The sequence below is a fragment of the Aquibacillus halophilus genome, assembly GCF_009649745.1.
Lineage (GTDB): Bacteria > Bacillota > Bacilli > Bacillales > Amphibacillaceae > Aquibacillus > Aquibacillus halophilus.
This window is the reverse complement of record NZ_WJNG01000009.1, coordinates 1-24,799: the sequence shown is the minus strand read 5'-3', so window position 1 is coordinate 24,799 and position 24,799 is coordinate 1. Positions and strand designations below refer to the sequence as shown.

Genomic DNA, 24,799 nt, shown 5'->3' with positions numbered 1-24,799 from the left:
GATATTTTTTTGACCTTCTTTTTAAGATATATTATGACCAATAAAGGAAAATTTATTCTTTCAATCCTATTATTTAACAAGTATTTGAGGTAATTTAGGAATAGCTATGGAAATAAGGATAATTCCTATTGGGAAAAAGTAACATTCAATCCGACCCTGGATAAATAAAAAGAAATCAACCCATGATAAACCAGCGGGTATAAAATTTAAATATGTAATTATAGTAACACCACCCGACACTGTTAACCCGAAGCCTATTAAAAATAATAAAATATATCCCAACTCTACCACCCAGCCTGTCCATTCTTTTACTATAGATATATGATAGAAACCACTCGAACATGTCTATTAAATATATTCATTACAATACTAGTTAGAGTTTTTATAAGGATAAAAAAAAGCCTTGACCTAAAATTATTCAGGCAAGGCTTTATACTTTATTTAATTAGATTATACTTCTTGGTATTTCTTAAAAACTAGTGCTGCGTTATGTCCACCAAACCCTAAGGAGTTACTTAATGTGTAGATAACGTCCTTTTTTTTCGCTTTGTTTGGTACATAATCAAGATCACAAATTGGATCAGGTGTATCATAATTAATCGTCGGAGGCATAATTCCATCTTCAATTGATTTTATACAAGCTATCGCTTCCACTGCACCAGCCGCTCCAAGTAAATGACCAGTCATAGATTTTGTTGATGACACACTCAATTTATATGCGTGTTCACCAAATACTTGTTTAATAGCTTGGGTTTCAAAAGAATCATTTAATTCGGTACTTGTACCATGTGCATTGATGTAGTCAATTGCGTTCACTTCAATTCCAGCATCATTAATTGCTTGATTCATAGCACGTGAAGCACCTTCACCTTCAGGAGCAGGAGAAGTAATATGGTAAGCATCTCCTGCTGATCCATACCCCACAAGCTCCGCATAAATTTTAGCACCGCGCTTTTGAGCGGATTCTAACGTCTCCAGGATAAGAATCCCTGAGCCCTCTCCCATTATAAATCCATCACGATTTTTATCAAATGGTCGGCTAGCTTTTGTAGGATCATCATTAAAAGATAGTGCTTTGGCAGTTGAGAAGCCTGCAACTGACATATTTGTAATTGGTGCTTCTGCCCCGCCAGTAATCATTACATCAGCATCTCCACGTTGGATGACTTTAAAAGCATCACCTATTGAGTTAGCACCTGACGCACATGCGGTAACTGTACAAGAATTTATCCCTTTAGCACCTAATTGAATCGAAACTTGGCCTGCAGCCATGTCCGGAATCAACATCGGAACAAAGAATGGACTTACACGGCGATAGCCTTTCTCATTGAATTTTTTGAACTGCTCCTCAAATGTGGTCATACCACCAATTCCTGAACCAATCCATACTCCAACTCTAGGGGCAATTTCATCGGTTATTTCTAAATTTGCATCTTCCACAGCCATATGAGCAGCTGCTACAGCATACTGAGTAAACAGATCCATTCGCTTGGCATCTTTCTTTTCCATATATATAGTCGGATCCCAGTCTTTAATTTCAGCTGAAACCTTCGCAGGAAAATCGTCCTTATTTACTCTAGTCATATAATCAATACCTGATTTACCATTAACTAGATTATTCCAAAAAAGGTCTACAGTATTTCCAACAGGAGTTACTGCTCCTAATCCAGTTATAACTACTCTTCTACTTTCCACAGGATTTTCCTCCTTCTGTATTAAATCCAATTTTCATTTGATACGTTAAAGAATTCATTATTTCTTAAACCTTATTTCCCCCATCGCAGAGCAATTGCTCCCCACGTAAGTCCTCCACCAAATCCAACAAGAACCAGTAGATCATTTTCTTTTATTTTACCGTTTTTAACGTCTTCTGATAACGCAATTGCAATCGAAGCTGCAGAGGTATTACCATATTTTTTAACGGAAGTCGCCATTTTGTCTTCTGAAATTCCCAATCTTTCTCTGGCCGCTTCCATAATTCTTATATTCGCTTGGTGTGGAATTAAATAATCGACATCTTCTTTTTTGTACCCTGCTTTTTCAACTACATTCACCGATGATTCAGGCATTTGTCTTACTGCAAATTTAAACACCTCTCGGCCATTCATGCTTAAGTAATCCATGTCCTGAAAGAGGTGTTTACCTCCGCTTCCGTCAGCGCCTAACTCAAATGAAAGTATGCCTTTCCCTTCGCTTACCGGTCCAAGGATTGATGCTCCTGCACCATCACCAAAAAGAACGCAAGTGTTTCGGTCAGACCAATCAGTTATTTTAGATAACTTTTCAACTCCGACAACGAGAACATTCTTATAGACTCCGGTCTCAATAAACTGTTTAGCAGTTACCATACCATACATATACCCAGAACACGCAGCACTTAAATCCATTGCGGCCGCTTTTTTAGCACCAAGCCTATCTTGAATCATGCAAGAAACTGATGGAAAAGGGGTATCAGGTGTCACGGTTGCAACCAGAATCAAGTCTAAATCCTCCGCTTTGATTCCAGCATCTTCTAATGCATTAACCGAGGCTAGATATGCCATATCCGAAGTATCCATCGTATCCTCAGCTATTCTTCTTTCCTCTATTCCAGTCCTTGTTCTTATCCATTCATCATTTGTATCAACAATTTTTTCTAGATCAAAGTTCGTTACCACTTTCTCTGGGACATAATGACCTGTTCCGATAATTCCAACACTCATGTATTTTCATCCTCTCAAAGGCTTGTAATCAAATACTAAGACTTGGTACTAATTTTAATGTATATGTAAATTATAATCAAGTATCTGACTTAAAGTTTTTAAACACCAAGACAATAGCCTTATCTTTTTTTATTACACTAAATAAACTAAATAACAAGGAGGTGTTAACTATGGTTGAAGAAAACAAAGTGGAGGAAGGGAATCACCAGCAATCTGCTGATCAGGATAAAAGCAATCAACAACCAACTAATACGAATTCGATAAACAGACCAATTCCACAACAAGGGAATTTTTTTGACTCAATGATGTTTGGGCAACGCTCAAATAGACCCCCATCAACGGAATCCAAACAGACTACGGAGAATAGTAAGGAAGAATCTTTTGATATCATGAACACTGCGCAAACAATGATGGAAACCTATAATCAGCTGTCGCCATATGTAAAAGGAGTATCCAATATGGTTAAAAAATTTAAAAAATAGCATTAAAAAGGACTAGAATGGATTGATTCTAGTCCTTTTTTTTAACGCTCGTTAGGCAGCAAACCCGTTTCTATATACGCATCTACTTCATTTTCTAACTCTTTAACGAAATCATTAGGTAGATCTGGACTAAATTTCCCGAGTGAAATGACTTCATCCTGAAAGTCATAGGTGAAGACGCCACCAGTTAATTCACCGTCATTAAACTTCTCAGCTGCATTTAAATATAGTTTGTCCACATGTTGAACAGTACTTGTCAGCACCTTTTGCTCATTTAAATTAGATTGGTCAGAAACAAACCCTATTGCATACTTATCTAATTCTTCGATTTTATTTATTATCGAAACACTAAATGAATCACCTGCTGGATAATAGACATCCACATTTTTTTCGTTCATTTGTTCAAATAGTTGAAGAGCCCTTTCCTCATCATCCCAATTGTTAACGAAATTCATTTGGACGTTTGCATCTGGGTTTTGATAACTAACCCCTTCATAGAAACCTTCTATCTCCGGTTGCCATTCATAAGCAGCAATAATCCCTACCTGATTCGTCGTTGTCATTTTACCTGCCACCATACCCCCAAAAAAACCCATTGCATGAGAATTGAAATTTAGACTGGTTAGATTGCTGTCTTGATAGCCACCATTGAAATAAACAAAGTGAATGTCAGGATAAGCTGAGCTAATATTTTCAAACATCTTACCGTATAAACTACTGTGTCCAAAAATTAAATTAACTCCTTTGTTAGCAAACTCTTCTACTGATTGATTGACCTCTTGCTGTGTTTGGATTTCCTCTTTAAAATATACATCTACATCAAATTCTTCCTTTATTGACAATAACCCATTGTATCCAGAGGTACCCCAGGCTTGATCATGTATGGTATTCTCTACAAGCATACCAACTTTTTGGATATTTCCCTGTTTAAAGTAAGAATCACAGCCTGTTAGTGAGAATAAGAAAAAAAATAAAATGATAGCATTAATGTAACTAAATCGTTTTCCCAAAAATACGCACTCCTATTCAGATACGTGACGTGACTTGTCTATAACTATTCTACCTTCTATCTAGAAGCGCGTAAATGTATTTTGGGTTACATCTTTGTTAAATTAATAAAATTTTGAGAATTGTTCAAAGTGGTTGTTCAAATTTAATAGCCTAGTTTCCATCCTTTCTTTTTCTCTAATATATAGGACCTGAGCCGGATCTTTCTCATCCCTTCCTTCTTTTCTCAGAGATTTAAATTTAATTTTTTCTGGCTTTTTTCTCGAAGATAAAATTTGCCACATCGCATCTACAAAATCATCAATATATATCGCTTCATTCTCAAATGTTTCCGAATCAAATTTAATATAGTTTCTTGTATGAAAGATCCCATTGTTATCTCTTGGCATCCATTCTCCATATAAGAGAGGTAGTTCAACATGAATCAAATTATTAGTATTATCCTTAGCTATTTCGTTCTTAAATTGAACCCAATTATCAGCGTGAAATTCTTCATCAGCTAGAAGTTCATCGCTATCCATTAAGTCAAAAACGACATCAACCTGCTTTGAGTTTATTTCTTTCTTCAAATCTCTTTTGCTTGTCACATGAGTAAACAGACTGTTTCTGCCCACCGATAAGTAGAGGTTCTCTTCCTTATCTGTAGATATTTGATCTAATCCGACTACTTCCTCGCTGTTATTTAGTATCTTTTGAAGAAAATGAAAACCAATCCAATTAAAACAATTAGATACTACATACATAATTTTAATCCTCCTTTCTATTTCCTTCTACTATCTATCTGCAACTAAAATTCATCTTAATCAACCATCAAGTAGTATTGGTATAGTAATTTTATTGTCTTTAGAATACTTATCACATTCCTAAATTCATACCACGAAATGGTAGGTACTATCTATAATTATTACGTCATAAAAATTTACTATATAAGGTTATATCAATTTTTATTTATTTTCTTGCAAACTTTTGGTAAACTATAATAAGAATGTGGAAAAATGAGGTGAATATTGTGCGCTATTTTTGGACTATTTTTTGGGCTATAGTAATTAGCTCCTTGATTTCTTATGTATTGACTAGTATGGCTGGTGAAGCCTTAACGCTTCTTCCAATCTTCGTGCTAGCTGTAATATTTTCTGCTGCAGTTATCATCATTGGTGACGGAATTTTAAGAGAAGATACAGAATAAGGATATACTTATTAGGAGTAAACCCTTGCCAATAAGGAATGGCAAGGGTTTACTTTTATTAACGAAGCTCTTTTTAAGTTAGGATAGATATCATTTAATACCAAGGTAGTAAGGATAATGCTGTCAATGCAGTTAACGGGAGAACTAAACGTCTAAACCGTCCTGCTGGAGGGACATAACCTGGGTATCCATAACCATATCCTGGATATCCGTAACCCGGAAAGCCATAACCAAATCCTGGAGCGAAACGTTCATCTGAGCGCTGGACATGATTTGGCACAGCCATATATACGTATTCTTCATCTACCCCTGTAATAATACCGTCGACTTTATTACCATCAACAGTTTCAGCAAGAACATAGGAATGCATATGTTTTTTGCATAAATCATACATATGATGTGTATTATGTGGTCGATTCATATATAACCTCCTCCTTTTCACTAATAGCCTATTCATTTTTTTGTGATATTGTGACAGGAGTGTAGTAAATAACCAACATTAATAAATGTACTAGGAGGAAACAAATGGATTTTATTTCAGAACTATGGATACTTTTAAAATACACTCTGCTTGGTCTTTTTCAGGGATTCACTGAACCAATACCAATATCATCAAGTGGTCACCTCGTTATAGTAAGAAACTTATTTCAATTAGATCTATCCGGTCTAAACTTTGAAATTTTAGTCAATTTTGGTTCATTAATCGCTGTACTACTTATTTACCGCAATGACATATTACACTTAATTCAAAATGGTTTATCCTATATCACAAAGAAAAATCCAGAAGGAAAGTCAGATTTCAATTTTATTTTCTATTTGATTGTCGGTACTGTACCCGCCGGTATTATAGGCATTTTATTTGAGGATCAAATTTCATCTACATTTTCCGCTCCAAAAATGGTTGGAATTACACTAATAATAACTGGTCTAGCACTATGGATAATTCGAAATCTGAAGGGAAGAAAAAGTGATGGAGAGCTAACAATAAAGGATGCAATAATTGTTGGTATGGCACAGGCTGTTGCCTTAATTCCTGGGATTAGTCGTTCAGGTGCTACTATTGTAGCAGCGATGCTATTAGGCATGAAGCAGGAAACAGCCTTACGATTCTCTTTCCTTTTATATATTCCGGTAAGCCTTGGAACTTTGCTTCTATCAATCGAAGAATTAATCGCCGACGAACATTTAGCAACAATGTGGGTTCCTTATTCATTAGCGTTTCTTGCTGCCATTATTGCTACTTATTTTTCTCTAAAATGGTTTATGAATATTATGGCAAAAGGTAATCTGAAATATTTTGCTTTCTATTGCTTTGTTGTAGGTTTTCTAGCATTTTTACTATTATAAATTCAAGCTCTAAGAAAGATAAATTTGAGGTCAGACTAGTAGTTTCACTTTAAGAAGGAGGCTTCAATAGATGGAAAACTTCATGAAAAATCGTGGAATATCTAAGGAATTGAGTGAACTATTAACTAATATTGATCATACGATAAAGGTTAAAAAAAATAGTTTTCTATTCCAACAAGGCGAAGATGCTTCTGAGTTATACGTGATCCTATCAGGTAGAATTCAAATTGGAAAAATTTCTCCTGACGGTAGAGAGTTAACACTTCGCATTTGTTCGAAAGGGGATATTGTTGGTGAACTTGCTTTGTACACGGACAATATCAAATATTTGCTTAATGCCAAAGTACTTGAAGATAGTGAATTAGCTGTTATTAAAAAAAGTCAACTAGAAAAACGTCTTATGGAAAACAACGAATTAGCTATGGAGTACATGAAATATATGGGAGAAAGCTTCCGTCGGGATCAGACTAAATTTCGCGACCTAGTTCTTCATGGTAAAAAGGGTGCCCTGTACTCAACATTAATTCGGTTAAGCAATAGCTATGGATTAAAAAAACAAAACGGAATATTGATTGATATCGTTCTAACAAATCAGGAGCTTGCCAACTTCTGCGGAACCTCTAGAGAAAGTGTAAATCGGCTTCTAAATGATTTAGTACGAAGTGACATAATATCGATGGAAAAGAGCAAAATCTTTATTCAGGATTTGCAACACTTAAAAAATGAAATAAATTGTGAAAACTGTCCAATCGTACTCTGCAGTATAGACTAACTCCTACTTAGTTAGAATTCATGTTCCATTTCATTTGATTAGAGTTCTTATTATAATCGTCAACATTTTTATTAGTCATAGTATAATTTGGAGCCTAACAAAATCGGCCGATTATTCTCAGTCCAATTCGGTACATAATGATTGCCTAGGCTCCATCTGATTAACATAATTCATGTTGCTTTAGACTTTTTCTTTCTCATTGCTTTAGGGGTATAAACGCAGAAAGGCTCACTTTCCATGTAATCACCTGTCATCGCATAGGCCCTCGACCTTGAACCACCGCAAACATGACGAAATTCACAGACACCACATTTCCCTTTGTATTTATCTGGATCCCTCAAGTTCCTTAGAACATCAGACTCACGGTATATTTCTTTTAATGATTGTTCTCTTACATTACCTACTTTAATTGGAAGTAGCCCACTCGGATAAACATCTCCTATATGTGAGACGAAGATGAATCCATTACCGTCATTTACTCCTTTTGGTGCACGTCCTAATCCATCAATACTTCCTGTTGCACCTTTCATTAAAGCATCTTCATAGTGAATAGATAATTTTTCATCCTTACCTTTATTTTCTCGCATTTTATTTTGAATTACTACTCTTCGATAATGCTGTGCTGCAGTAGTTTTAATGTCAAAAGGAACTCGAGTCGAAAGCTGATATAACCATCTAAATACTCGCTCGTGTTCGACAGGAGTGATCATATCTTTCTCTTGTCCTCTACCAATTGGAACTAGGAAAAACACACTCCACAGTACACAACCCAATTCTTCAATCATTGCAGCCATTTCGTCTAGGTAATCAACATTATACCGAGAGATAACTGTGTTAATCTGAAGTGGCATTCCTAATTCATGCAAATGTTTAATCGCGTTCATCGTTAAATCAAATGAACCACTTGTACCTCGAAAATGATCATGAACTTCTGCGCAGTGACCATCCAAGCTAAACGCCCAGCGTGATAAACCAACTTCTTTGGCTTTATTCATCGCCTCCTTCGTTACATTAGGTGTTGCTGATGGTGTCATTGAAACTCGTACACCTTTTTTCACAGCATATTCAGCTATATCAAACACATCGGGTCTCATTAATGGATCACCGCCAGTGAAGACCAACATTGGGTTGTTCATATCATGTATTTGATCGATTAACTTCTTTCCTTCTTCAAAATTTAATTCTCTAGGATCCCGAAGATATTGTGCATCAGCTCTGCAGTGCAAGCATTTTAATTCGCATGCTCGAGTTAGTTCCCATATAACAATAAAAGGATCTTTGTTGTAGTCCCTTTGTTGCATAAGTATCCCTCCAATGATAATAGTTACTATATGATGTTATCCATTCTAAATGAGTTATCGTTTTTTTGATGTGACATATTTCACACCATTTTTTAAAGGCTTTTGCTATCACACAAGCAAAAGCCTTTATCATTCTATTTCTTAAGTATCGATGCGCGCCAAACTAGTGGACCCTTTTCTAAGAATTCCCACTCAAACAAACCATCTCTTTCGATCATGAACTGATAAAAGAGTGGTGTGGGATCATGATCATTCTTTAATTCCATAAACTCTCCTACATTTAACCCATCAAAGATTTCAAAAATTCTTGGGTGACGAAACCTAGGTTCTATATCTGGGGCGTTTACCTTAACAGTGAATTGTGCTTCACTCATCACTATACCTCCTAATACTTTTATTTGTTCTAGCATAGATGATTTTCTAAGATAGTTTTGTGAGTTAAATCAATAGGATAATATGATATTTATCACATTGACTTAAAAAAACGATAAAAATGTCCAAGAGGATTAAAAACTTAATCCCAACGTGATAATATAGTGAGGGGAGATAGAAAGGAAGATTATGATGAATTCACAATCCGTAAAGGAACTATTACAAAAATTCACTATTTTCAAAGACCTAACAAATGATGAAATGTTACCAATTGTCGAACTTGCAAAGTCTCGACGTTATAGAAAAGGTACACATATATTTATGCAAGGTGACCCATTAACTAATGTTTATTTCATAGATGAAGGTGCAGTGAAGATTTACAAAACAGACTTTCATGGAAAGGAACAGATAGTAAATGTCCTTAAACCCGGCCAAATGTTCCCCCATCAAGGCTTTTTTCGTCAGGACAATTGTCCCGCACATGCTGAGGTTGCAGAAGATGCCATTCTAATTTATATCCCTATTAGTTCATTTGAAAATTTCTTATACAATAATCCTGGAATCAGTGTAAAGTTATTTAAGGTATTAGGTGATTTGATTGTCGATCTACAAAAAAGATTAGAAGAGCAAATTTTGCATAATACTTATGAACAAATCATTATGTTATTGTTACGTCTACTTGATAATCATGGTACCGAGTTAAATAGTAATTCATACAAATTAGATACAAATTTTACGAACCAAGAACTTGCTAACATGATAGGTTCTAGTAGAGAAACTGTTAGTCGTACAATTAGCCAACTCAAAAAGAAAAATTTGATAACTGTAAATGCTAAAGGTGACTTTATAGTAAACAAAGATGGATTAGAGGAAGAATTATTTTAATAATATATTACCTTTTAAACATTTAAAACCTGAGCGTGTGTTTTTATCACCCGCTCAGGTTTTTCATTTTTTCTTATTATTGTGATACAAATCACTACACCGTTAATTGATAATGATTATCATAGTGATATCGAAAACAATGGAGGTTAATTTATGAATACAGATAACATGATTGTAGAGATTGATGTACGGGAAGATATTAAACAAAAAATTGAACCCTTCAGCAAAATTATGAATGCAGTTAAAAGCTTAGAGGCTAATCAGCAGCTTGTATTACACGCCCCCTTCAATCCATTTCCATTATTTAAGGTGATGAAAAAGAAAGGATTCACTCATCACTCTGAACAAATAGATAAGAAGCACTGGAAAATAACGTTTTCACCAATGAAGGGAGAATTCCTATGAAACTAGACAATAGAGGATTACAGCCTCCACAGCCTATGATGCGGACCTTGGAAGCATTAGAAGAACTTGGATCAGGAGAGCAATTAACAATTATTAACGACAGAAGACCTATGTTCCTCTTTCCAGAATTAGATGAACAAGGTCATAAATATGAAGTACATGAGCAAAAAGATGGCAGTTTTTCGATAACAATTACAAAGAATGGTGATTAACGATGGTTAGTAACCCTGGTCTAGCTAAAAAATCAGAAACAAACATCAAATTGCCGCTTTCTTTTATTTTATTTGGCTTAGGAGCTTTCGTTCTATCACAACTAATCCTATTTCTAAATAGCGATGCTCTATCTAACGGAATATTTCGGTTGCCCGAGCTACTTATGGGGGCGCATTTTCTTCTATTAGGATGGGTGGTAATGGTTATTATGGGGGCAATGTACCAATTAGTGCCTGTTGCTTTTCTAACCCCTATTTGGAGTGAAAAATTAGGATTCATTCAGTTATTCATTACTGGAATCGGAATTGTTATGTTCTCTTTGTTACTTGGGTTCAATTTAAGTCATGCTGTGTATGGTGGGATTGTAGTAATCTGCGGAATTCTATTATTTCTTTGGCAAATGGTGATGACATTAATATCTCAAGAGCAAAAAAGCATCATGACATTATTTGTTACCACCGCACTCTTCTGCTTTCTAATTACAATAATTGCAGGGTTAATTTTAGCTTGGACAATCTCCTTTGGACTCTCATTAAATTATACTGCAATTTTACACTCGCATATTTTACTAGGTGTTGCAGGCTGGTTTACTCTATTAATCATTGGGTTTTCTTACAAAATGGTACCAATGTTCAGTCTATCGCATGGATTTTCAATGAAGTGGTCCAAACTAGCTTTTTTCTCTTATACAATTGGACTTTTATCGCTAATTGTTTCTTTTTGGTTAGAGACTTCAGTTCTTCAGACTATTGGCTGGCTATTTTCATGGATTGGTTTTACACTGTTCGCTTTAGACATGATTGAAATAATAAAAAAACGTTTAAAAAGAAAATTAGATCGGCCTTTTACTTTTTCTCTTATTGCGATTGGATACGGTTGGCTAGTTCATTCAACTACAGTTTTCCTAAGTATCTTTTCAATAGATCACCAGAATTTATGGAGTTGGCTCACTTTTATATATATTATTAGCTGGGTGATGTTTAGCATTTTAGGTTATTTATACAAAATCGTTCCGTTTCTATGGTGGACATATAAATACTCAGGGCAAGTTGGAAAAACAAAAGTACCTATGCTAAAAGATATGATCAATGAGAAAGCTGGTACACTCCTTTTTGTCCTTTTTACTGCAGGGGTTTTCGGACTAACGATTGCTGGACTCCTACAAAATAAAGTTGCTGTACAACTATTCCAAGGCACAATGCTCGTTACATCAATACTTTACGCATTATCTATATTAAGTGTCTTAAGAAAATAGGGAGGTTTATGGAAATGGATTTGACTAAACAAGTTGAAGAAGTCCTATACGGGGTAATCGATCCAGATCTTGGGATTAATATTGTTGACCTTGGGCTTATTTATAATATTGAAATAGATGAAAAAAACGGGGTTAAAGTGACCATGACCTTGACAACACCTGGTTGCCCTTTGCACGATAGTATTGTTGGTGGAGTAGAGAGTGCAATTTATTTCATTGATGGTATAGACAAAGTAGATGTGCAGCTTGTATGGCAACCAGCTTGGTCACCAGAAAAAATGAGTCCTAAAGCAAAAGAAATGCTGATGAGATAACATTAACTAACGTAGAGAAAGCATTTTTCTCTACGTTTTTTGATAGACTGTTTTATTAAAAATAACTGTTTTTGACAGAATATCCATAGACTCCGAAGTAACTATCTGACTTCCTTACGGTCTTTATGGGAATAGTGCTATCTCACCGCTGCGGAAAAACACTCCCTTTCCATGGGGAACGCCTCAGCCTCCTCGCTCGTAAAGAACACTCACTGCGGGGTCTTCAGACTGTTCCTTTCCCATAGGAGTGTCGTATTTTTCCTCCGCTTAAAGTAGCTTTCTATTCAAATGAGATGAACTCCAAAATACGTTTATTTCATTTAACATTACTACTCATTATTTTGTAGATTTCATTGCGTGGAGGTTTCTATTTTTTTTATGAGTCTTCGTGTATTTCCAACGCTAGTATAGTGTTGTATTTGATAACTACATTATATAATGGTGATTGGAGCGGAGGGCAGTCGACTCCTGCGGGAAAAGCAACAGCTGAAAATCCCACAGGAAGCGGGTTTCTTCCGAGGAAGTTGAAGCGTTGCCCGCGGAAAGCGACTGTCCGGAGCGCAAATCAACTAATAGCTACGCTACGACGCTTTCTTTTTATATCAAGTGTGAAGATTTTAAAACAATAAAGGTTTGAAAAATCCTTTTGAAATAAACAAAACCCTTGCTTTGAATAAGCAAGGGTTGTTTAAAAATCAATCTGGAATTCCTAGTGCAATCTTAGCATATCGAGACATGCGATCTTTCGTCCATGGTGGACTCCAAATAATATTTACTTTTGTATCCTTAACTTCAGGAAGATCCTCCAACACACGTTTTACATCTGCTTCAATGTGAGCGGCTAATGGACATCCCATTGCTGTTAGTGTCATTGTAACAGTAGCTAACCCTTCATCATCAAGGTCAACACCATAAACTAGACCCAGATTCACGATATCTATTCCAAGCTCTGGATCAATAACATTCTCCAAAGCACCCATCAAGTTTTCTTGTAAAGCTTCTTCCATGACATTCCCTCCTTATATTCCTACTCTTATTATAAACATAAACATAGAAAAATTTAAATGATTTACATCACTTACAATTGCATTTCTAACCAATCCACTGTTTCTAATACTGCAAACCGACTTACTTTGTGGTCACGTCCAACTTCTCTTAAAAATCGAATGCTTTCAGGATTTTTATAGTAACTAACCGCTTGACTATAAAAGTTGTAAGAATGATCGAATGGAACAACGGAATCCTTTTCACCATGCCAAAAAAAAAGTGGTCGACCATTTAATTTATCCATGTGCTTGGATAAATCTATTTTTTCTAACGACTTATATATTTTCTCAATTTCCTCATCAGAAATTTGAATGTAAGTATTCATTTGCCTCATGTGATCTACCAACTCTTTTGCATATTCCGAAATCTTGGGAGATCCCATAAGTACCGCCGCTACTTTTATCCAGTCATACTTCGTTAATGCCGCAGCAGTAGTAATACCACCCATACTCGTCCCTGCAACTCCTAGCCTGCGATCTAGTAACATTTTTTTGCTATCAAGTACGTCTTTGATTACTTGCATATCGATTAGATTTTGCTCGACAATATCAAAAAACTGAAGTTGTCGCTCATCATTACTAATAAACTTCTCTCTTTCACCATGTAACATACTGTCAGGTAATATAACTCGGTATCCTCTTTCTGCCAACAAGAATGCTAATGGTAAATTATGTTCTTTGGCACTAGTGTAGCCGTGGAAATAAGTAAGTACGGGTAGAGGCTTGTCCTTTTTTTCGTCCTGTACAACTACTAATACAGGTATGTCTTTCCAATATTCTTTGTATATTCCAATCATTGGTTTTGTTCCTTCCCTCATATAATAATGCTTATAAGCTTATCATATTATGGAAATAGCAATCGCACAAATGAAAATCCATATTTAACCAAAAAAATTTTGTAAGATAAATCAATATAAAATATACAAATTCTTTACAGATTAAGGATTCCCATTTAAACTATACTTACTATAAGAGGTGATTTCACATGAAAAAAAGCAGACATTTAATAGCATTGGACCTTGATGGAACTCTTTTAACCGATAACAAGGTCATTAGCCAACGTACAAAGCAAACAGTTCTAAAAGCAAAAGAAGCAGGGCATATTGTTGTCATAGCTACTGGAAGACCTCACCGCGCAAGTATAGATTATTATCACCAGCTCGGTCTAGACACTCCAATGGTTAACTTCAATGGTGCGCTGATCCACCACCCAACTGATAAAAAGTGGGATGCACTACATAGTCCATTACCTGTCCGTACAGCTAAAAAGATCATTCAAACCTGCTATGAATTAGAAGTTAAAAATATAATGGCTGAGGTTGAAGATTATATTTACTTGGACCGTTATGACGAGGAATTAATGGAAATTTTAAATTTTGAAAAACAAGACAGTCCAGTGACAATCGGAAGTCTAAAGAATGAACTTAATCAAGATCCAACTTCATTACTGATCCATCCTCGGGAGGACCACATTAAACAACTTAGACAGAGCCTTGATGATGAGCACGCTTCAGTAATTGAACACCGAAAATGGGGAGCACCATGGAACGTAATTGAAATTGTTAGAAAAGGTATGAATAAAGCTGTTGGATTAAATCGAATTGCTCATTATTATCATATCGACCAAGAAAACATCATTGCTTTTGGTGATGAGGATAATGATTTAGAAATGATTGAATTTGCTGGTGTTGGTGTTGCAATGGGAAATGGCATTGATGAATTAAAATCAATTGCTACACATGTAGCTGACACAAATGAACGGGATGGTATTGGAGTCTTTCTTGAAGAATACTTAAACTTAGATATTAAAGCAGTAAAATAATATTCCAATATTTTTCATTTATTAAAATGGAACAATCTATCCATACTAGGCTTGAACGTATACTTGCGTTCAAGCTTTTTTAGTTCAAAAAGTTCTAGTGGGAGGAATTTCACATGAGTAAAAAAAGTAAGTCAAAACGTTTTACTCAACAAGGTGCTGAGTCAGTGAAAAAACACGATGAACGCATTCCCTACCATGAGCGCTTTACAGATGTTGAGCGAAAGAAAGAAGAAGCTGACAACCATACTGTAGGAGGTTTTTGACGTTGGCAAACATGGCAAACAATCTATTCCAACAAGCTAGAAATGCTGTCAATCGTATGACTAATGGGCAGAACTTCAACGAACAAGATAAGGAAGCTGCAAGAAATGCTATCCAATCTGCCTATACAAATGCAACCCCAGAAGAACAACAGGAACTACAACAGCTGGAACAACAGTTGGAACAACAAAATGAAATAAAATAACTAACTTCTGTATGATTAATACCCCATCCATTAGGATGGGGTATTATCATCTTCAGTATTTGCATAAAGTATTTGCCCTTGTTTCTCATGTTGCAATAACGTTTGTAGTATTACAGTTGAGAGTTTATTTGGTGGATAAGGTTTAGTTAAATAATCATCCACTCCTAATTCTTGTGCTTTTTCCTTTTCCTCTAAAGCACTTGAAATAAATATTGGAGTATTAACTAAATGTGACTGGTTTTTAATATTTTTAATTACTTCCCAGCCAGTTTTTCCTTTACCTAACATAAGATCTACCACAAATGCATCCGGCTTTAACTCATGCAATTGATTCACAATTGTGTTACCTTCCGAGTATTTTCGAACAAAAAAACCAGCATCCTTTAGCTCATCCTCCAAAAGTCTCGATAAACTAAGATCATCTTCTACAAGAACTATTTCTGGTAGAAAATCGTCTTTTTTATCCTTTCGACTTGTTATCGACAATGGATGTAAAGGGAGGATAATTGTGAATACACTACCTTTATTTAGAGCAGACCGGACAGAGACTCTTCCATTATGAGCTTCCGCAATCTCTTTACATATTGCAAGCCCTAAACCAGTACCACCGATATTTTGCTTGCTAGAATTATCAACTCGATGAAATTTCGTGAATAAACGCTTTAATTCATAATCAGGAATTCCAATACCCTCATCAGAAATATGAATGTATAATTGGTCCTCATTATTATTTAAAGAAACAATAACATCCCCACCGTTTGGAGAAAATTTTATCGCGTTACTTATTAAATTGTTGAATAATTGTATCATGCTTTGTGGGTCAGCCTGTACAAATGGATTACTAGATTGATTTGAAACTTTGAGCGTATGAATTTGATTATTGACCTGAAATCCTTCGACAACTTCTTGAGCAATTTCGGCAATATTTACTTGTTCCTTATGATACTCCTGTCGCCCCGACTCCATGCGTTGTAGATCTAAAAAGTCATTTATTAAGTTAGTTAATCTCTTTGCTTCCTTATGGATTGTTTTTAAGTACCTTTCCTGTCGTTCGGGTTTGAGTTGTTTGTTAATCATTAATTCTGTGTATCCTAAAACACTTGCTAATGGCGTTCTCAGTTCATGGCTAACAGTACTGACAAGATTAGACTTCATTTGATCCACTTCATATTCTGCAGTAATATCTCGATAAACAAACAAAGTTCCAATTCTCTGTTCTTGTCTGTAAATTGCTTCTGAATATGCAACAATCATACTAGTTTCTGAATTTTCCATCTCAAATTGATAGGAAGTACGATTTTTCTCATCTGTAAATATAGCTTTGACCAAATAGTTGTTAAATGCCTCCGTTTTTTTTACGTTCTTGAATGATTGATTTAACCAGACAAGATAATCTTTATTAAATGAGTGACTATCATACTCTATCCCGAAAAGTTGTTTCCATTTTTCATTGTATTGAATAATATTACCTGTTAAGTCAACGAACTGAATTCCTTCATTGATATTATCTATAATATCTTGATTTAACTGCCGATTATTTTCTGTTTGATCAAAATAATTTATTTTTTCAATTGATAAAGTAACTCGTTTTAAAATACCTTCTACTTCTTCTATATCCTTATCAGAAAACTGATTACCAATTCTTGTACAAACAAGAATTGCCATTAACTCACCCTTCGAACTTAAAATAGGTACGTGTAAATCATGACTGACTAGTTGATCATGATATCCTCTTTCATCATCACTAGCCTTCCTTTCTACAACATAAGCAGAAGGATCATTACGGAGACGATTAATTACAGATACATAATGAACTTGAACACCATCAGTAAACTTATTTGATTCAATGCCTAAAGTGGAATAATTATTTGATTTTAACGAGAATATTACACCCTTATCAAAACGATAAATAAATGCCAAATCGCGTAAAACGGTATCAAGCAATTCTTGTTGGTTTTGGGCGATGGAAAGTGCATGGTTCATCTGATTATAGCGTTCTAGTGTCCGCTTGGTATTTTCTGTTACATCTAATGATTTTCGCAAGCGGTTTTCAGTTTCCTTGATTGGTGTAATATCCTTTTGAATAGAAACGTACTGCTGCACGTTCTCATTTTCATCAAAATAAGGGACAATCGTTGCATATACCCAATACGCAGACCCATCCTTCTTAATTAATTCTAGTTCACCGCTCCATACTCTTTTATTATAAATTTTAGAGCGAATATCTGATGAATATTCAGATTGTTTATGATGTGAAATGATACTCAAGAAGTGTTGATTTACTAATTCTTCTTCTCGGTACTGAGAAATATCACAAAAATTTTGGTTAACCTTTTTATAATTCCCATCCCCATCAATCACAGCAACAATGGAAGACTCATTTAAAGCAAAATTCAAGTTTTTTAAATCATTTAGGTAAATTTCCATCTGCGAGCGTTGTTCCTTCAATCGTTCATTTTGACTTGAAAGGTTATCTTCTCTATCTTTAATCTTGTTTGCCATATCCGCAAAGTTGTGTGATAGAACGCCTAACTGATCCAATCGATCTAATCTGTTTATCTTTACTTCCTCTCCCCTTGCTAGTGCTTCAGAAGCATTCGATAATTCAGTAATTGGTTCACTGATTGTCTTTGTTAAACTACGAGCAGCTAAACTTAAGGAAATAAAAATTAGAATTAGAAAAACAATTAAATAATATGAACTATAATCAATTGTGTTTAAAAAAGAATTATGACTATTTTCAAGCTCTGTTTTTATGTTTGATCTAATTTGGCCCATTTCATTTAATATATTGTTTACTTGACTAGTAGAATCAGTTTCCCTACTTTTATCCTTTAATTCCTGATAATTGTTCCCTTCAATTAAGGGCTGCATGGAAGGAAGTAGAACTTTCCAATAGTTATATTGAAATGCCTGTATGGTACCGATAATTTGACGCTCTTGTTCAGAGAGATTGAGATCCCCATATGTGGATAGCTGTTCAGTCAAATTTTGATTTAATCGCTCTGACTCAGCTAGTTCATATTCATTACCAAAAGCGGCATATCCTCGCATATGAACAACAACATTGCTAATAGTCCGTTCCATATCATGAATTAAATCATTTTTTTCTGAGAGTTCGCTTCGTTGCTCTAAATAATCAACCTTGGCGTTATTTTGAAAAACAAATATTCCAGTTATACCGACCAAAGCAATCAATGAAACTGCCATCATTAAAAACAAGACCTGCCGACGGATTGATCGTTTGAAGTAATCAACCATTGAGTATATCCTCCACTAGTAATACAAGCTGAGATGGACTAAATGGCTTTGCCATATAATATGGTATTCCTGCTTGTCGCGATTCCTCTAAATCAGACTTCTGAGTTTTGGCTGTCAGCATCAAAATTGGATTCTTCTTCTTCCATTCAGTGTCTAGTTGTCTGGCCACCTCAACGCCAGTATATTTAGGCATCATATAGTCTAAAATAATTAAGTCAAAAGAATGTTGTTGAATAGACTCAAGCGCCTCTTGACCGTCAGCTGCCTCAAAGATCTCATGTCCTTCATCTTCCAATGTATCTGTGATTAACATTCTCAATACTTCCTCATCATCTGCTACTAAAATTCGCGCCATGTGAAAACTCCCCCTCTAAAACAATCGATGAACTATTCGCTTTATTCTTGCTTCAAGCTCCTGTATGCTAAATGGCTTTGTGATATAATCATCTGCTCCAAGCTCTAACGCTCTAACAATATCTTTATCTTTTTGTCTGCCCGTCAGCATGACAATACCCATATCACTCTCGTTTTCTGTCTTTCTTAACTTAGCTAGAACTTCTAATCCATCCATTCTTGGCATAATTCCATCCAAAAGAATCACATATTTTCCAGGTTGTCGATACCAATCTGATTCTAAAAATGTTTCTCCTTCACGAAAAGATTTAACCTCTAATGAGTAATTTGCGAAATTCAACCTAGACAATTGATCACTGAGCATCTCTTGAATAACTCGATCATCATCAACAATAGCGATGCGCAATCTATTTACTTGTTTCTTCATTTGGTTAACGGAATTCATCTGATTATGATAAACTTGCACACACTTTTTCCCATTTTCCTTACCATAATATAAAGCTTGATCACTCCGTTCAATCAATTGATCCATTGTCTGGGAATCTTGTTCAATTTGGGCCACACCAGCAGTAAAACTCAAATAGATATTTTGATCATTTACTTTATTCTCCAATTGCATAAATGTATTTAATATACCTTCAACCAACGATTTAGCTTGAGCTTGAGTTACATTTGGCATGATTAAAATAAACTCTTCACCGCCATATCGAATCAAGTTGTCCTCTTGACGTTTTTCATTAAGCACTAGCTCTGCAAATTGAGATAGCACTTGATCTCCAACTGAATGTCCATATTGATCATTTACGAGCTTAAAGTTATCCAAATCTATTAATGCCATACTATATGGATTGGATGTCTCCTGAAACTTTTTAAGAAGGCGCTCCCAATTAGCTTTTAAAAATGATCGATTATATGCATTAGTAAGTGGGTCAATCATTATCTGATTGTTTAACGATTGTTTAAGCCTTAGTCGATTGGCAATCAAGCTTTGAAAAACGTCCAAATCTATTGGCCTAACAAGAAAATCTAGTGCCCCTAAATCATAAGCTTCTTTTCTGTTTTGAAGTTTATCTTCTTCACTAATAAAAAGAACCGGTGTAAACGAACCACCAACTGAATTGTAAATTTTATCCAATAATTCAGAGCTGTTTTCACTTCCAATATCATAATCAATAATTACTAAATCAGGATGATAGTCATAAAATAATTGAACAGCTCGATTCAATTGAGTGGCAACAAGAACTATATAATCATTTTCCAAATGTTGCTTCAAAGAATTTAATAACTCAATATCATCGTCCAATAACAAAATGATTTGTTGATTAGCTATTGTGTTTAACTCTAACTGATTTTGTTCTGCCGTCTTCACTACTTCCGCGTGGTTGTTTAATAGTAACGCCAAAGGTTGGACAAAATTGCCCCACTCTTCTTGCCTCCAAATTGAATCATCCTCTTTATCTAACCTCTCTATCAATTGGTGGGAGATTTCTGAAAGATTATCAAGCTCGATAGAAGAAGCTGTTCCTTTTATTGAATGCAAAAACCGATACAACTCTCCTGTTGATATTTCTTCCTTTTGCTTCCATTCATCAAGAATAGTCTTATATCGTTTTAAAAACATGTCTTGGTACTTCTGCAACTGATTCACCCCTGTAATTCGGCTATATTTATCGATACTTTATTAGTGTCGAAATATGATAATATATGCATTATATTGTAAATAATAAAAAATGAGTGTGATTCTAATGAAAAAAGTCTTAATAACGCTAATTATACTATCTACTATTGTAATACTACCCTATCTTTTTTGGAAGATAGATGATTCCAATTTACAAAAAGTAACAATTATTGATAAAACAGTACCGACAAATAATTACCGTGAACACCATGGATTAACATGGTACATGAATTATTTGCGCTATTCCCCAGGTGTTGGCAACAAACCCTTAATCAAGTCTAAAGACTACTATGGATATCATCCAAATCAAGAAACGATAAATGGTGTTAATAGGTTAGAAGAACTAACCAACGCTAGTGATATTATTTATGTAGCTGACACATATGGGGTTTACGAACAAGAAGATTTAAACGATCAAATTACTTCCAATAAAATTACCGGGGGATTTACCCAAGAAGAATTGGCAGTTATTGATCAAAAACTACGCACGTCAGAAACTAAGCTTTTCATGGAATTTAATAGCTTCGCTTCCCCTACTGAACCAGAAGTTAGGAATCAATTGACATCCATGCTTGGAATAGAATGGACTGGTTGGACTGGTCGATATTTCTCTTCTTTAAACATAGAGACAGATCATGAAATTCCGCAATGGGCGATTGCTTATTATGAAGAACAAAATAATCTAGATTGGAACTTTTTGGGAAGTGGCTATATTTTCACCCATGAAGATGGTCGTGTAATTGTAATGGAGAACTCTAGTAAATCAAATGGCATAAATTTCACTTTTACTGAAAAGGGACAACAAATTACCGGTATGACTCAAAGCCAGGAGTATTCCTATTGGTTTGATATCCATGTCCAAATCAACTCAGATAATGTCCTTGCCGAATATAATTTACAGTTAGAAGGCACGCAACTTGATCAGCTACGTTCAGAAGGAATTCCAAGTAGTTTCCCTGCAGTGATAAGTAGCTCATATTACCAGTCAAATCTCTACTATTTTGCGGGTGATTTTGCTGATATAAGTGATGTACCTTCCTTCTACCAATATAAAGGGCTACCATTCTTAAACAAAATCCTTACAACGCTTTCTTCGGATCAACAAAAAGCTTTTTTTTGGAGGACGTATATCCCTATGTTAAAACAATTACTAGAAGAACCACATGTTTCTACTCAATCGGAAGGAAATACCCATTGACACTGTAGAAGGGATTAACCGAACCGCAAAACTAACTAATAATGAAATGGAAGTTTATGTTGATGGTTCATGGGAGTGAATGACAATTAAAGGTGTCAATATTGGAATGGCAAAACCAGGTCATTTCCCTGGCGAAGTAGCCATTACAGAGGAAGAATATTATCGCTGGTTTAAACTGATTGGTGAAATGAATGCCAACACAATCCGTGTCTATACTATCCATCCCCCAGGATTCTATCGCCTCTAGAACGGTATAATCGGAAGTCCAAATCACCACTTTACCTTATGCATGGTGTTTGGGTGGATGAAGTGCCGTTGGAAGAGCATTTAAATGCTTTTAACGAAGAAAGTACAAATTCATTCACACAGAATATTGAAGATACGATTAATGTTATTCATGGAAACGATACAATTCCTGAGCAACTTGGGAACGCTAGTGGTGTTTACAGTGCCGACATTTCTCCCTATGTTATTAGCTATATTATTGGTATTGAGTGGTACCCACTAATGGTTGAGAATACAAATGAATTAAATAGTTATGTTGGGCAATATGACGGTTCATATATTTACACAGATAATGCGAGTCCATTTGAGTACTGGTTAGCAAAGATGATGGATCATACTGTAACTTATGAACAAGAAAATTATCAATGGCAGCGACCACTCCGCTTTACCAACTGGGTTAGCACCGACTTGTTAGACCATCCATACGAGCCTTTAGAAGAAGAGGACCTTGTTGCTGTCGATCCTAACCATATTTACAGTAAAGATAAATTCACACCTAGGTTATTTGCTTCCTATCATGTTTATTCATACTATCCAGACTTTTTTAATCACTCTGATGACTATCTAGCATTCATAGATCATCGTGGAGAGAAGAATAGTTATGCAGGCTATCTAAATGAGCTGGAGCAATCACATCAAATGCCAATTCTAGTTGCTGAGTTTGGTGTACCGGCAAGCAGAGGTAAAACACACACGAACCCATATGGTTGGGATCAAGGTGGGGTAACAGAAGAACAACAAGGACAGATTAACAAGCATCTTTATGAGGACATAGTTAATCAAAACTATATGGGAGGGCTTCTCTTTTCATGGCAGGATGAATGGTTTAAGAGAACTTGGAATACTATGGACCTTGATGATCCCGATCGCAGGCAATTTTGGTCAAATGTACAAACAAACGAGCAACGTTTTGGTATGCTAAGCTTTGATCAACTTAAAATAAATGTCGATGGGGAATTAACCGATTGGAATGAACTAACTGAAGTCACAACAATTGATAGTGAGCAATCAGGTATAGATCAGATTCAACTAACCCAGGATGAAACATACTTATACGCTGCTATTGAATTTGATTCTAAGATCGCAGGATATGATATGCCAAATAGTTATCTACTACTAAACACAAAACCTGATCAAGGGAATACTTCTGTCCCATTTGATAATCAACTGAGATTGAAAGAAGGTATTGATTTTATTGTTCAGTTTGCCAAAGAAAAAGCTAATATAGTAGTTGACGGCTACTACGATCCATTCTACTATCAATACAGAAATAAACTGAATGGCGATGCTGGGCCCATTGCCAATAACAGTGGCGTCTATCACCCAATACGGTATGCTTTAAACCAAGGTTTCACGATACCAGTAACAGGTGAAGTAATACCTTTTGAATATTATGAAACTGGCTCTTTATTAGAAGGAAATAGTAACCCTGATAGTGATAATTATAATTCCTTAGCTGATTATAATTTTAAATGGGGAAAGCGGAGTCCTTGAAATACGTTTACCTTGGTTGTTATTGAATTTCAAGGACCCTAGTCAACGGACTATCATGGGAGATATTTGGGCTAGTAATGGACTTAAAAGTGATCAATCCATTTCTGAAATTGGTGTTAGTTTCGTGAGTTATACCGAAGATGATCAAACAATACTATTACCTAGTCATAATGAAGAAGAAATAACCCCTACACTCTATAAACATACATGGGCAACGTGGAATGAACCACACTTTAAAGAACGTTTAAAACAATCTTATTTTATAATGAAAGACACATTTGCTGAATAGAAAAGGCTGTTTTCTAAAAGATTGTTGTTATTTACGGATAATCCATAGATTGAGGCGTAACTTTTTATTGGGTTTGTTTCTACACTTTTCATTAATCGGCTGCTATGTTGATTTGCGCTCCAGGCAGTCGCTTTCCGCCGGCACGGCTTCAGCCTCCTCGTGGAAAACCACCACTGCGGGGTCTTCAGACGCGTGCTGTTCCGGCAGGAGTCGACTGCCCTCCGCTTCAATCATCATAATAATAAGCGTAATTCTTAACAGCACACTAGCGTTGGAAATACACAAATACATAAAAAATACAAACCTCCACAAAATGAAATCTTCAGAGTAAGTGGTATTTCATGATATAAGTATCTTGGAGTTCATCTCAATTAAACAGAAGCTATTCTAAGCTGCGGATAAACACTCCTTTTCAATTGAAAAAAGCCCATGAAACTAAGACACATGGGTTTTATTCTTCGATAATCAGAACACTACTACTAGTGAAGGCAGAATACGTAGACTCCTCGAAAATAAAGTTCAATTTTCTTTGTATGAAAATCTTCACGTGAAAAGGCAATAAGAAATTAGACCCTACAATAATTATCTTTTTTGAAGAGCCAACATATCCTTAACTGATATTTGTTTTAGATTATGCTACTTCCGGATCAGTACTTGTTATCTC

The 24,799-nt window shown here is 35.4% G+C and carries 31 protein-coding genes; 17 read left to right on the top strand and 14 right to left on the bottom strand.

Annotated features, from left to right (window positions below):
• Positions 1–69 precede the first annotated feature (69 nt).
• The 3 genes from GH741_RS22510 to GH741_RS11880 form a co-directional block, all read right to left on the bottom strand.
• On the bottom strand, positions 70–291 hold the full coding sequence (locus tag GH741_RS22510) for a YuzI family membrane protein (RefSeq protein WP_476693045.1): 222 nt from the start codon (positions 289–291) through the stop codon (positions 70–72).
• A 159-nt stretch (positions 292–450) separates the two neighbouring features.
• Positions 451–1,695 carry a beta-ketoacyl-ACP synthase II gene (fabF, locus tag GH741_RS11885; protein ID WP_338079396.1) on the bottom strand — a complete coding sequence of 415 codons (1,245 nt, stop codon included), beginning with the start codon at positions 1,693–1,695 and terminating at the stop codon, positions 451–453.
• Between the two features lie 71 nt (positions 1,696–1,766).
• The gene (locus GH741_RS11880; RefSeq protein WP_153737011.1) at positions 1,767–2,702 is read right to left on the bottom strand and encodes a beta-ketoacyl-ACP synthase III; all 936 of its coding nucleotides are present in this window, start codon (positions 2,700–2,702) and stop codon (positions 1,767–1,769) included.
• A gap of 170 nt (positions 2,703–2,872) precedes the next feature.
• Here GH741_RS11880 and GH741_RS11875 point away from each other — a divergent pair, with 170 nt between their 5' ends.
• Positions 2,873–3,184, top strand: coding sequence for a hypothetical protein (locus GH741_RS11875; RefSeq protein WP_153737010.1), 312 nt, complete (start codon positions 2,873–2,875; stop codon positions 3,182–3,184).
• A gap of 41 nt (positions 3,185–3,225) precedes the next feature.
• Here the strand turns inward: GH741_RS11875 and GH741_RS11870 are convergent, their stop codons facing one another.
• A complete protein-coding gene (locus GH741_RS11870; RefSeq protein ID WP_240795483.1) occupies positions 3,226–4,194 on the bottom strand; it encodes a BMP family ABC transporter substrate-binding protein in 969 nt (322 codons plus the stop codon).
• 102 nt (positions 4,195–4,296) lie between these two features.
• Complete coding sequence (locus GH741_RS11865) at positions 4,297–4,935, bottom strand: hypothetical protein (protein WP_153737009.1); 639 nt, start codon at positions 4,933–4,935, stop codon at positions 4,297–4,299.
• Positions 4,936–5,201: 266 nt separating this feature from the next.
• Here GH741_RS11865 and GH741_RS11860 point away from each other — a divergent pair, with 266 nt between their 5' ends.
• Positions 5,202–5,378: a DUF2929 family protein gene (locus tag GH741_RS11860; protein ID WP_338079395.1), complete on the top strand. Its 177-nt coding sequence runs from the start codon at positions 5,202–5,204 to the stop codon at positions 5,376–5,378.
• A 94-nt stretch (positions 5,379–5,472) separates the two neighbouring features.
• Here GH741_RS11860 and GH741_RS11855 read toward each other — a convergent pair whose 3' ends face one another.
• A complete protein-coding gene (locus GH741_RS11855; RefSeq protein ID WP_153737007.1) occupies positions 5,473–5,799 on the bottom strand; it encodes a hypothetical protein in 327 nt (108 codons plus the stop codon).
• 104 nt (positions 5,800–5,903) lie between these two features.
• On the opposite strand from GH741_RS11855, the gene GH741_RS11850 reads away from it, so the two are divergent.
• Together GH741_RS11850 and GH741_RS11845 are read left to right on the top strand one after the other, a co-directional pair.
• Positions 5,904–6,725: an undecaprenyl-diphosphate phosphatase gene (locus tag GH741_RS11850; protein WP_153737006.1), complete on the top strand. Its 822-nt coding sequence runs from the start codon at positions 5,904–5,906 to the stop codon at positions 6,723–6,725.
• Between the two features lie 70 nt (positions 6,726–6,795).
• On the top strand, positions 6,796–7,497 hold the full coding sequence (locus GH741_RS11845) for a Crp/Fnr family transcriptional regulator (RefSeq protein ID WP_153737005.1): 702 nt from the start codon (positions 6,796–6,798) through the stop codon (positions 7,495–7,497).
• A 170-nt stretch (positions 7,498–7,667) separates the two neighbouring features.
• On the opposite strand, the gene GH741_RS11840 is transcribed toward GH741_RS11845, so the two are convergent.
• Together GH741_RS11840 and GH741_RS11835 are read right to left on the bottom strand one after the other, a co-directional pair.
• The gene (locus GH741_RS11840) at positions 7,668–8,798 is read right to left on the bottom strand and encodes a TIGR04053 family radical SAM/SPASM domain-containing protein (protein ID WP_153737004.1); all 1,131 of its coding nucleotides are present in this window, start codon (positions 8,796–8,798) and stop codon (positions 7,668–7,670) included.
• A 134-nt stretch (positions 8,799–8,932) separates the two neighbouring features.
• On the bottom strand, positions 8,933–9,172 hold the full coding sequence (locus tag GH741_RS11835) for a DUF2249 domain-containing protein (protein ID WP_153737003.1): 240 nt from the start codon (positions 9,170–9,172) through the stop codon (positions 8,933–8,935).
• A gap of 190 nt (positions 9,173–9,362) precedes the next feature.
• Here GH741_RS11835 and GH741_RS11830 point away from each other — a divergent pair, with 190 nt between their 5' ends.
• From GH741_RS11830 to GH741_RS11805, 6 genes are all read left to right on the top strand, one after another.
• Positions 9,363–10,055: a Crp/Fnr family transcriptional regulator gene (locus tag GH741_RS11830; protein WP_153737002.1), complete on the top strand. Its 693-nt coding sequence runs from the start codon at positions 9,363–9,365 to the stop codon at positions 10,053–10,055.
• Between the two features lie 153 nt (positions 10,056–10,208).
• Positions 10,209–10,460 carry a DUF2249 domain-containing protein gene (locus tag GH741_RS11825; protein WP_153737001.1) on the top strand — a complete coding sequence of 84 codons (252 nt, stop codon included), beginning with the start codon at positions 10,209–10,211 and terminating at the stop codon, positions 10,458–10,460.
• A complete protein-coding gene (locus tag GH741_RS11820; RefSeq protein ID WP_153737000.1) occupies positions 10,457–10,672 on the top strand; it encodes a DUF2249 domain-containing protein in 216 nt (71 codons plus the stop codon). Before GH741_RS11825 ends, GH741_RS11820 begins: the two co-directional genes overlap by 4 nt.
• 2 nt (positions 10,673–10,674) lie before the next feature.
• Positions 10,675–11,928 carry a hypothetical protein gene (locus GH741_RS11815; protein WP_153736999.1) on the top strand — a complete coding sequence of 418 codons (1,254 nt, stop codon included), beginning with the start codon at positions 10,675–10,677 and terminating at the stop codon, positions 11,926–11,928.
• Between the two features lie 14 nt (positions 11,929–11,942).
• Complete coding sequence (locus tag GH741_RS11810; RefSeq protein WP_153736998.1) at positions 11,943–12,242, top strand: metal-sulfur cluster assembly factor; 300 nt, start codon at positions 11,943–11,945, stop codon at positions 12,240–12,242.
• Positions 12,243–12,661: 419 nt separating this feature from the next.
• The gene (locus GH741_RS11805; RefSeq protein ID WP_170287621.1) at positions 12,662–12,871 is read left to right on the top strand and encodes a hypothetical protein; all 210 of its coding nucleotides are present in this window, start codon (positions 12,662–12,664) and stop codon (positions 12,869–12,871) included.
• 66 nt (positions 12,872–12,937) lie between these two features.
• Here GH741_RS11805 and GH741_RS11800 read toward each other — a convergent pair whose 3' ends face one another.
• Together GH741_RS11800 and GH741_RS11795 are read right to left on the bottom strand one after the other, a co-directional pair.
• Entirely contained in the window at positions 12,938–13,249 is a 312-nt protein-coding gene (locus GH741_RS11800) for a metal-sulfur cluster assembly factor (RefSeq protein ID WP_153736996.1), read from the bottom strand.
• 71 nt (positions 13,250–13,320) lie between these two features.
• Positions 13,321–14,085, bottom strand: a complete 765-nt coding sequence (locus GH741_RS11795; protein WP_153736995.1) for a prolyl oligopeptidase family serine peptidase — start codon at positions 14,083–14,085, stop codon at positions 13,321–13,323.
• A 188-nt stretch (positions 14,086–14,273) separates the two neighbouring features.
• Here GH741_RS11795 and GH741_RS11790 point away from each other — a divergent pair, with 188 nt between their 5' ends.
• From GH741_RS11790 to GH741_RS11785, 3 genes are all read left to right on the top strand, one after another.
• Complete coding sequence (locus GH741_RS11790) at positions 14,274–15,110, top strand: Cof-type HAD-IIB family hydrolase (protein WP_153736994.1); 837 nt, start codon at positions 14,274–14,276, stop codon at positions 15,108–15,110.
• Between the two features lie 113 nt (positions 15,111–15,223).
• The gene (locus GH741_RS21615) at positions 15,224–15,373 is read left to right on the top strand and encodes a hypothetical protein (protein ID WP_170287620.1); all 150 of its coding nucleotides are present in this window, start codon (positions 15,224–15,226) and stop codon (positions 15,371–15,373) included.
• An 11-nt stretch (positions 15,374–15,384) separates the two neighbouring features.
• A complete protein-coding gene (locus GH741_RS11785) occupies positions 15,385–15,576 on the top strand; it encodes a DUF3813 domain-containing protein (protein WP_153737109.1) in 192 nt (63 codons plus the stop codon).
• Positions 15,577–15,606: 30 nt separating this feature from the next.
• On the opposite strand, the gene GH741_RS11780 is transcribed toward GH741_RS11785, so the two are convergent.
• Genes GH741_RS11780 through GH741_RS11770 form a run of 3 tightly spaced genes read right to left on the bottom strand, consistent with a single transcriptional unit; the run spans position 15,607 to position 20,830 of the window.
• On the bottom strand, positions 15,607–18,837 hold the full coding sequence (locus tag GH741_RS11780; protein ID WP_153736993.1) for an ATP-binding protein: 3,231 nt from the start codon (positions 18,835–18,837) through the stop codon (positions 15,607–15,609).
• Positions 18,830–19,192 carry a response regulator transcription factor gene (locus GH741_RS11775; protein ID WP_153736992.1) on the bottom strand — a complete coding sequence of 121 codons (363 nt, stop codon included), beginning with the start codon at positions 19,190–19,192 and terminating at the stop codon, positions 18,830–18,832. Before GH741_RS11775 ends, GH741_RS11780 begins: the two co-directional genes overlap by 8 nt.
• Before the next feature lie 15 nt (positions 19,193–19,207).
• Complete coding sequence (locus tag GH741_RS11770; RefSeq protein ID WP_153736991.1) at positions 19,208–20,830, bottom strand: diguanylate cyclase; 1,623 nt, start codon at positions 20,828–20,830, stop codon at positions 19,208–19,210.
• Positions 20,831–20,936: 106 nt separating this feature from the next.
• On the opposite strand from GH741_RS11770, the gene GH741_RS11765 reads away from it, so the two are divergent.
• From GH741_RS11765 to GH741_RS11750, 4 genes are all read left to right on the top strand, one after another.
• Complete coding sequence (locus GH741_RS11765) at positions 20,937–22,067, top strand: hypothetical protein (protein WP_153736990.1); 1,131 nt, start codon at positions 20,937–20,939, stop codon at positions 22,065–22,067.
• A 79-nt stretch (positions 22,068–22,146) separates the two neighbouring features.
• Complete coding sequence (locus GH741_RS11760; RefSeq protein WP_153736989.1) at positions 22,147–22,314, top strand: hypothetical protein; 168 nt, start codon at positions 22,147–22,149, stop codon at positions 22,312–22,314.
• A 38-nt stretch (positions 22,315–22,352) separates the two neighbouring features.
• Positions 22,353–23,846, top strand: a complete 1,494-nt coding sequence (locus GH741_RS11755; protein ID WP_153736988.1) for a hypothetical protein — start codon at positions 22,353–22,355, stop codon at positions 23,844–23,846.
• Positions 23,847–23,901: 55 nt separating this feature from the next.
• Positions 23,902–24,135 (top strand): hypothetical protein, encoded by a 234-nt coding sequence (locus GH741_RS11750; RefSeq protein WP_153736987.1) that lies wholly within the window; start codon positions 23,902–23,904, stop codon positions 24,133–24,135.
• A gap of 102 nt (positions 24,136–24,237) precedes the next feature.
• Here GH741_RS11750 and GH741_RS22135 read toward each other — a convergent pair whose 3' ends face one another.
• A complete protein-coding gene (locus GH741_RS22135) occupies positions 24,238–24,372 on the bottom strand; it encodes a hypothetical protein (protein WP_276608231.1) in 135 nt (44 codons plus the stop codon).
• Positions 24,373–24,799: the final 427 nt, after the last annotated feature.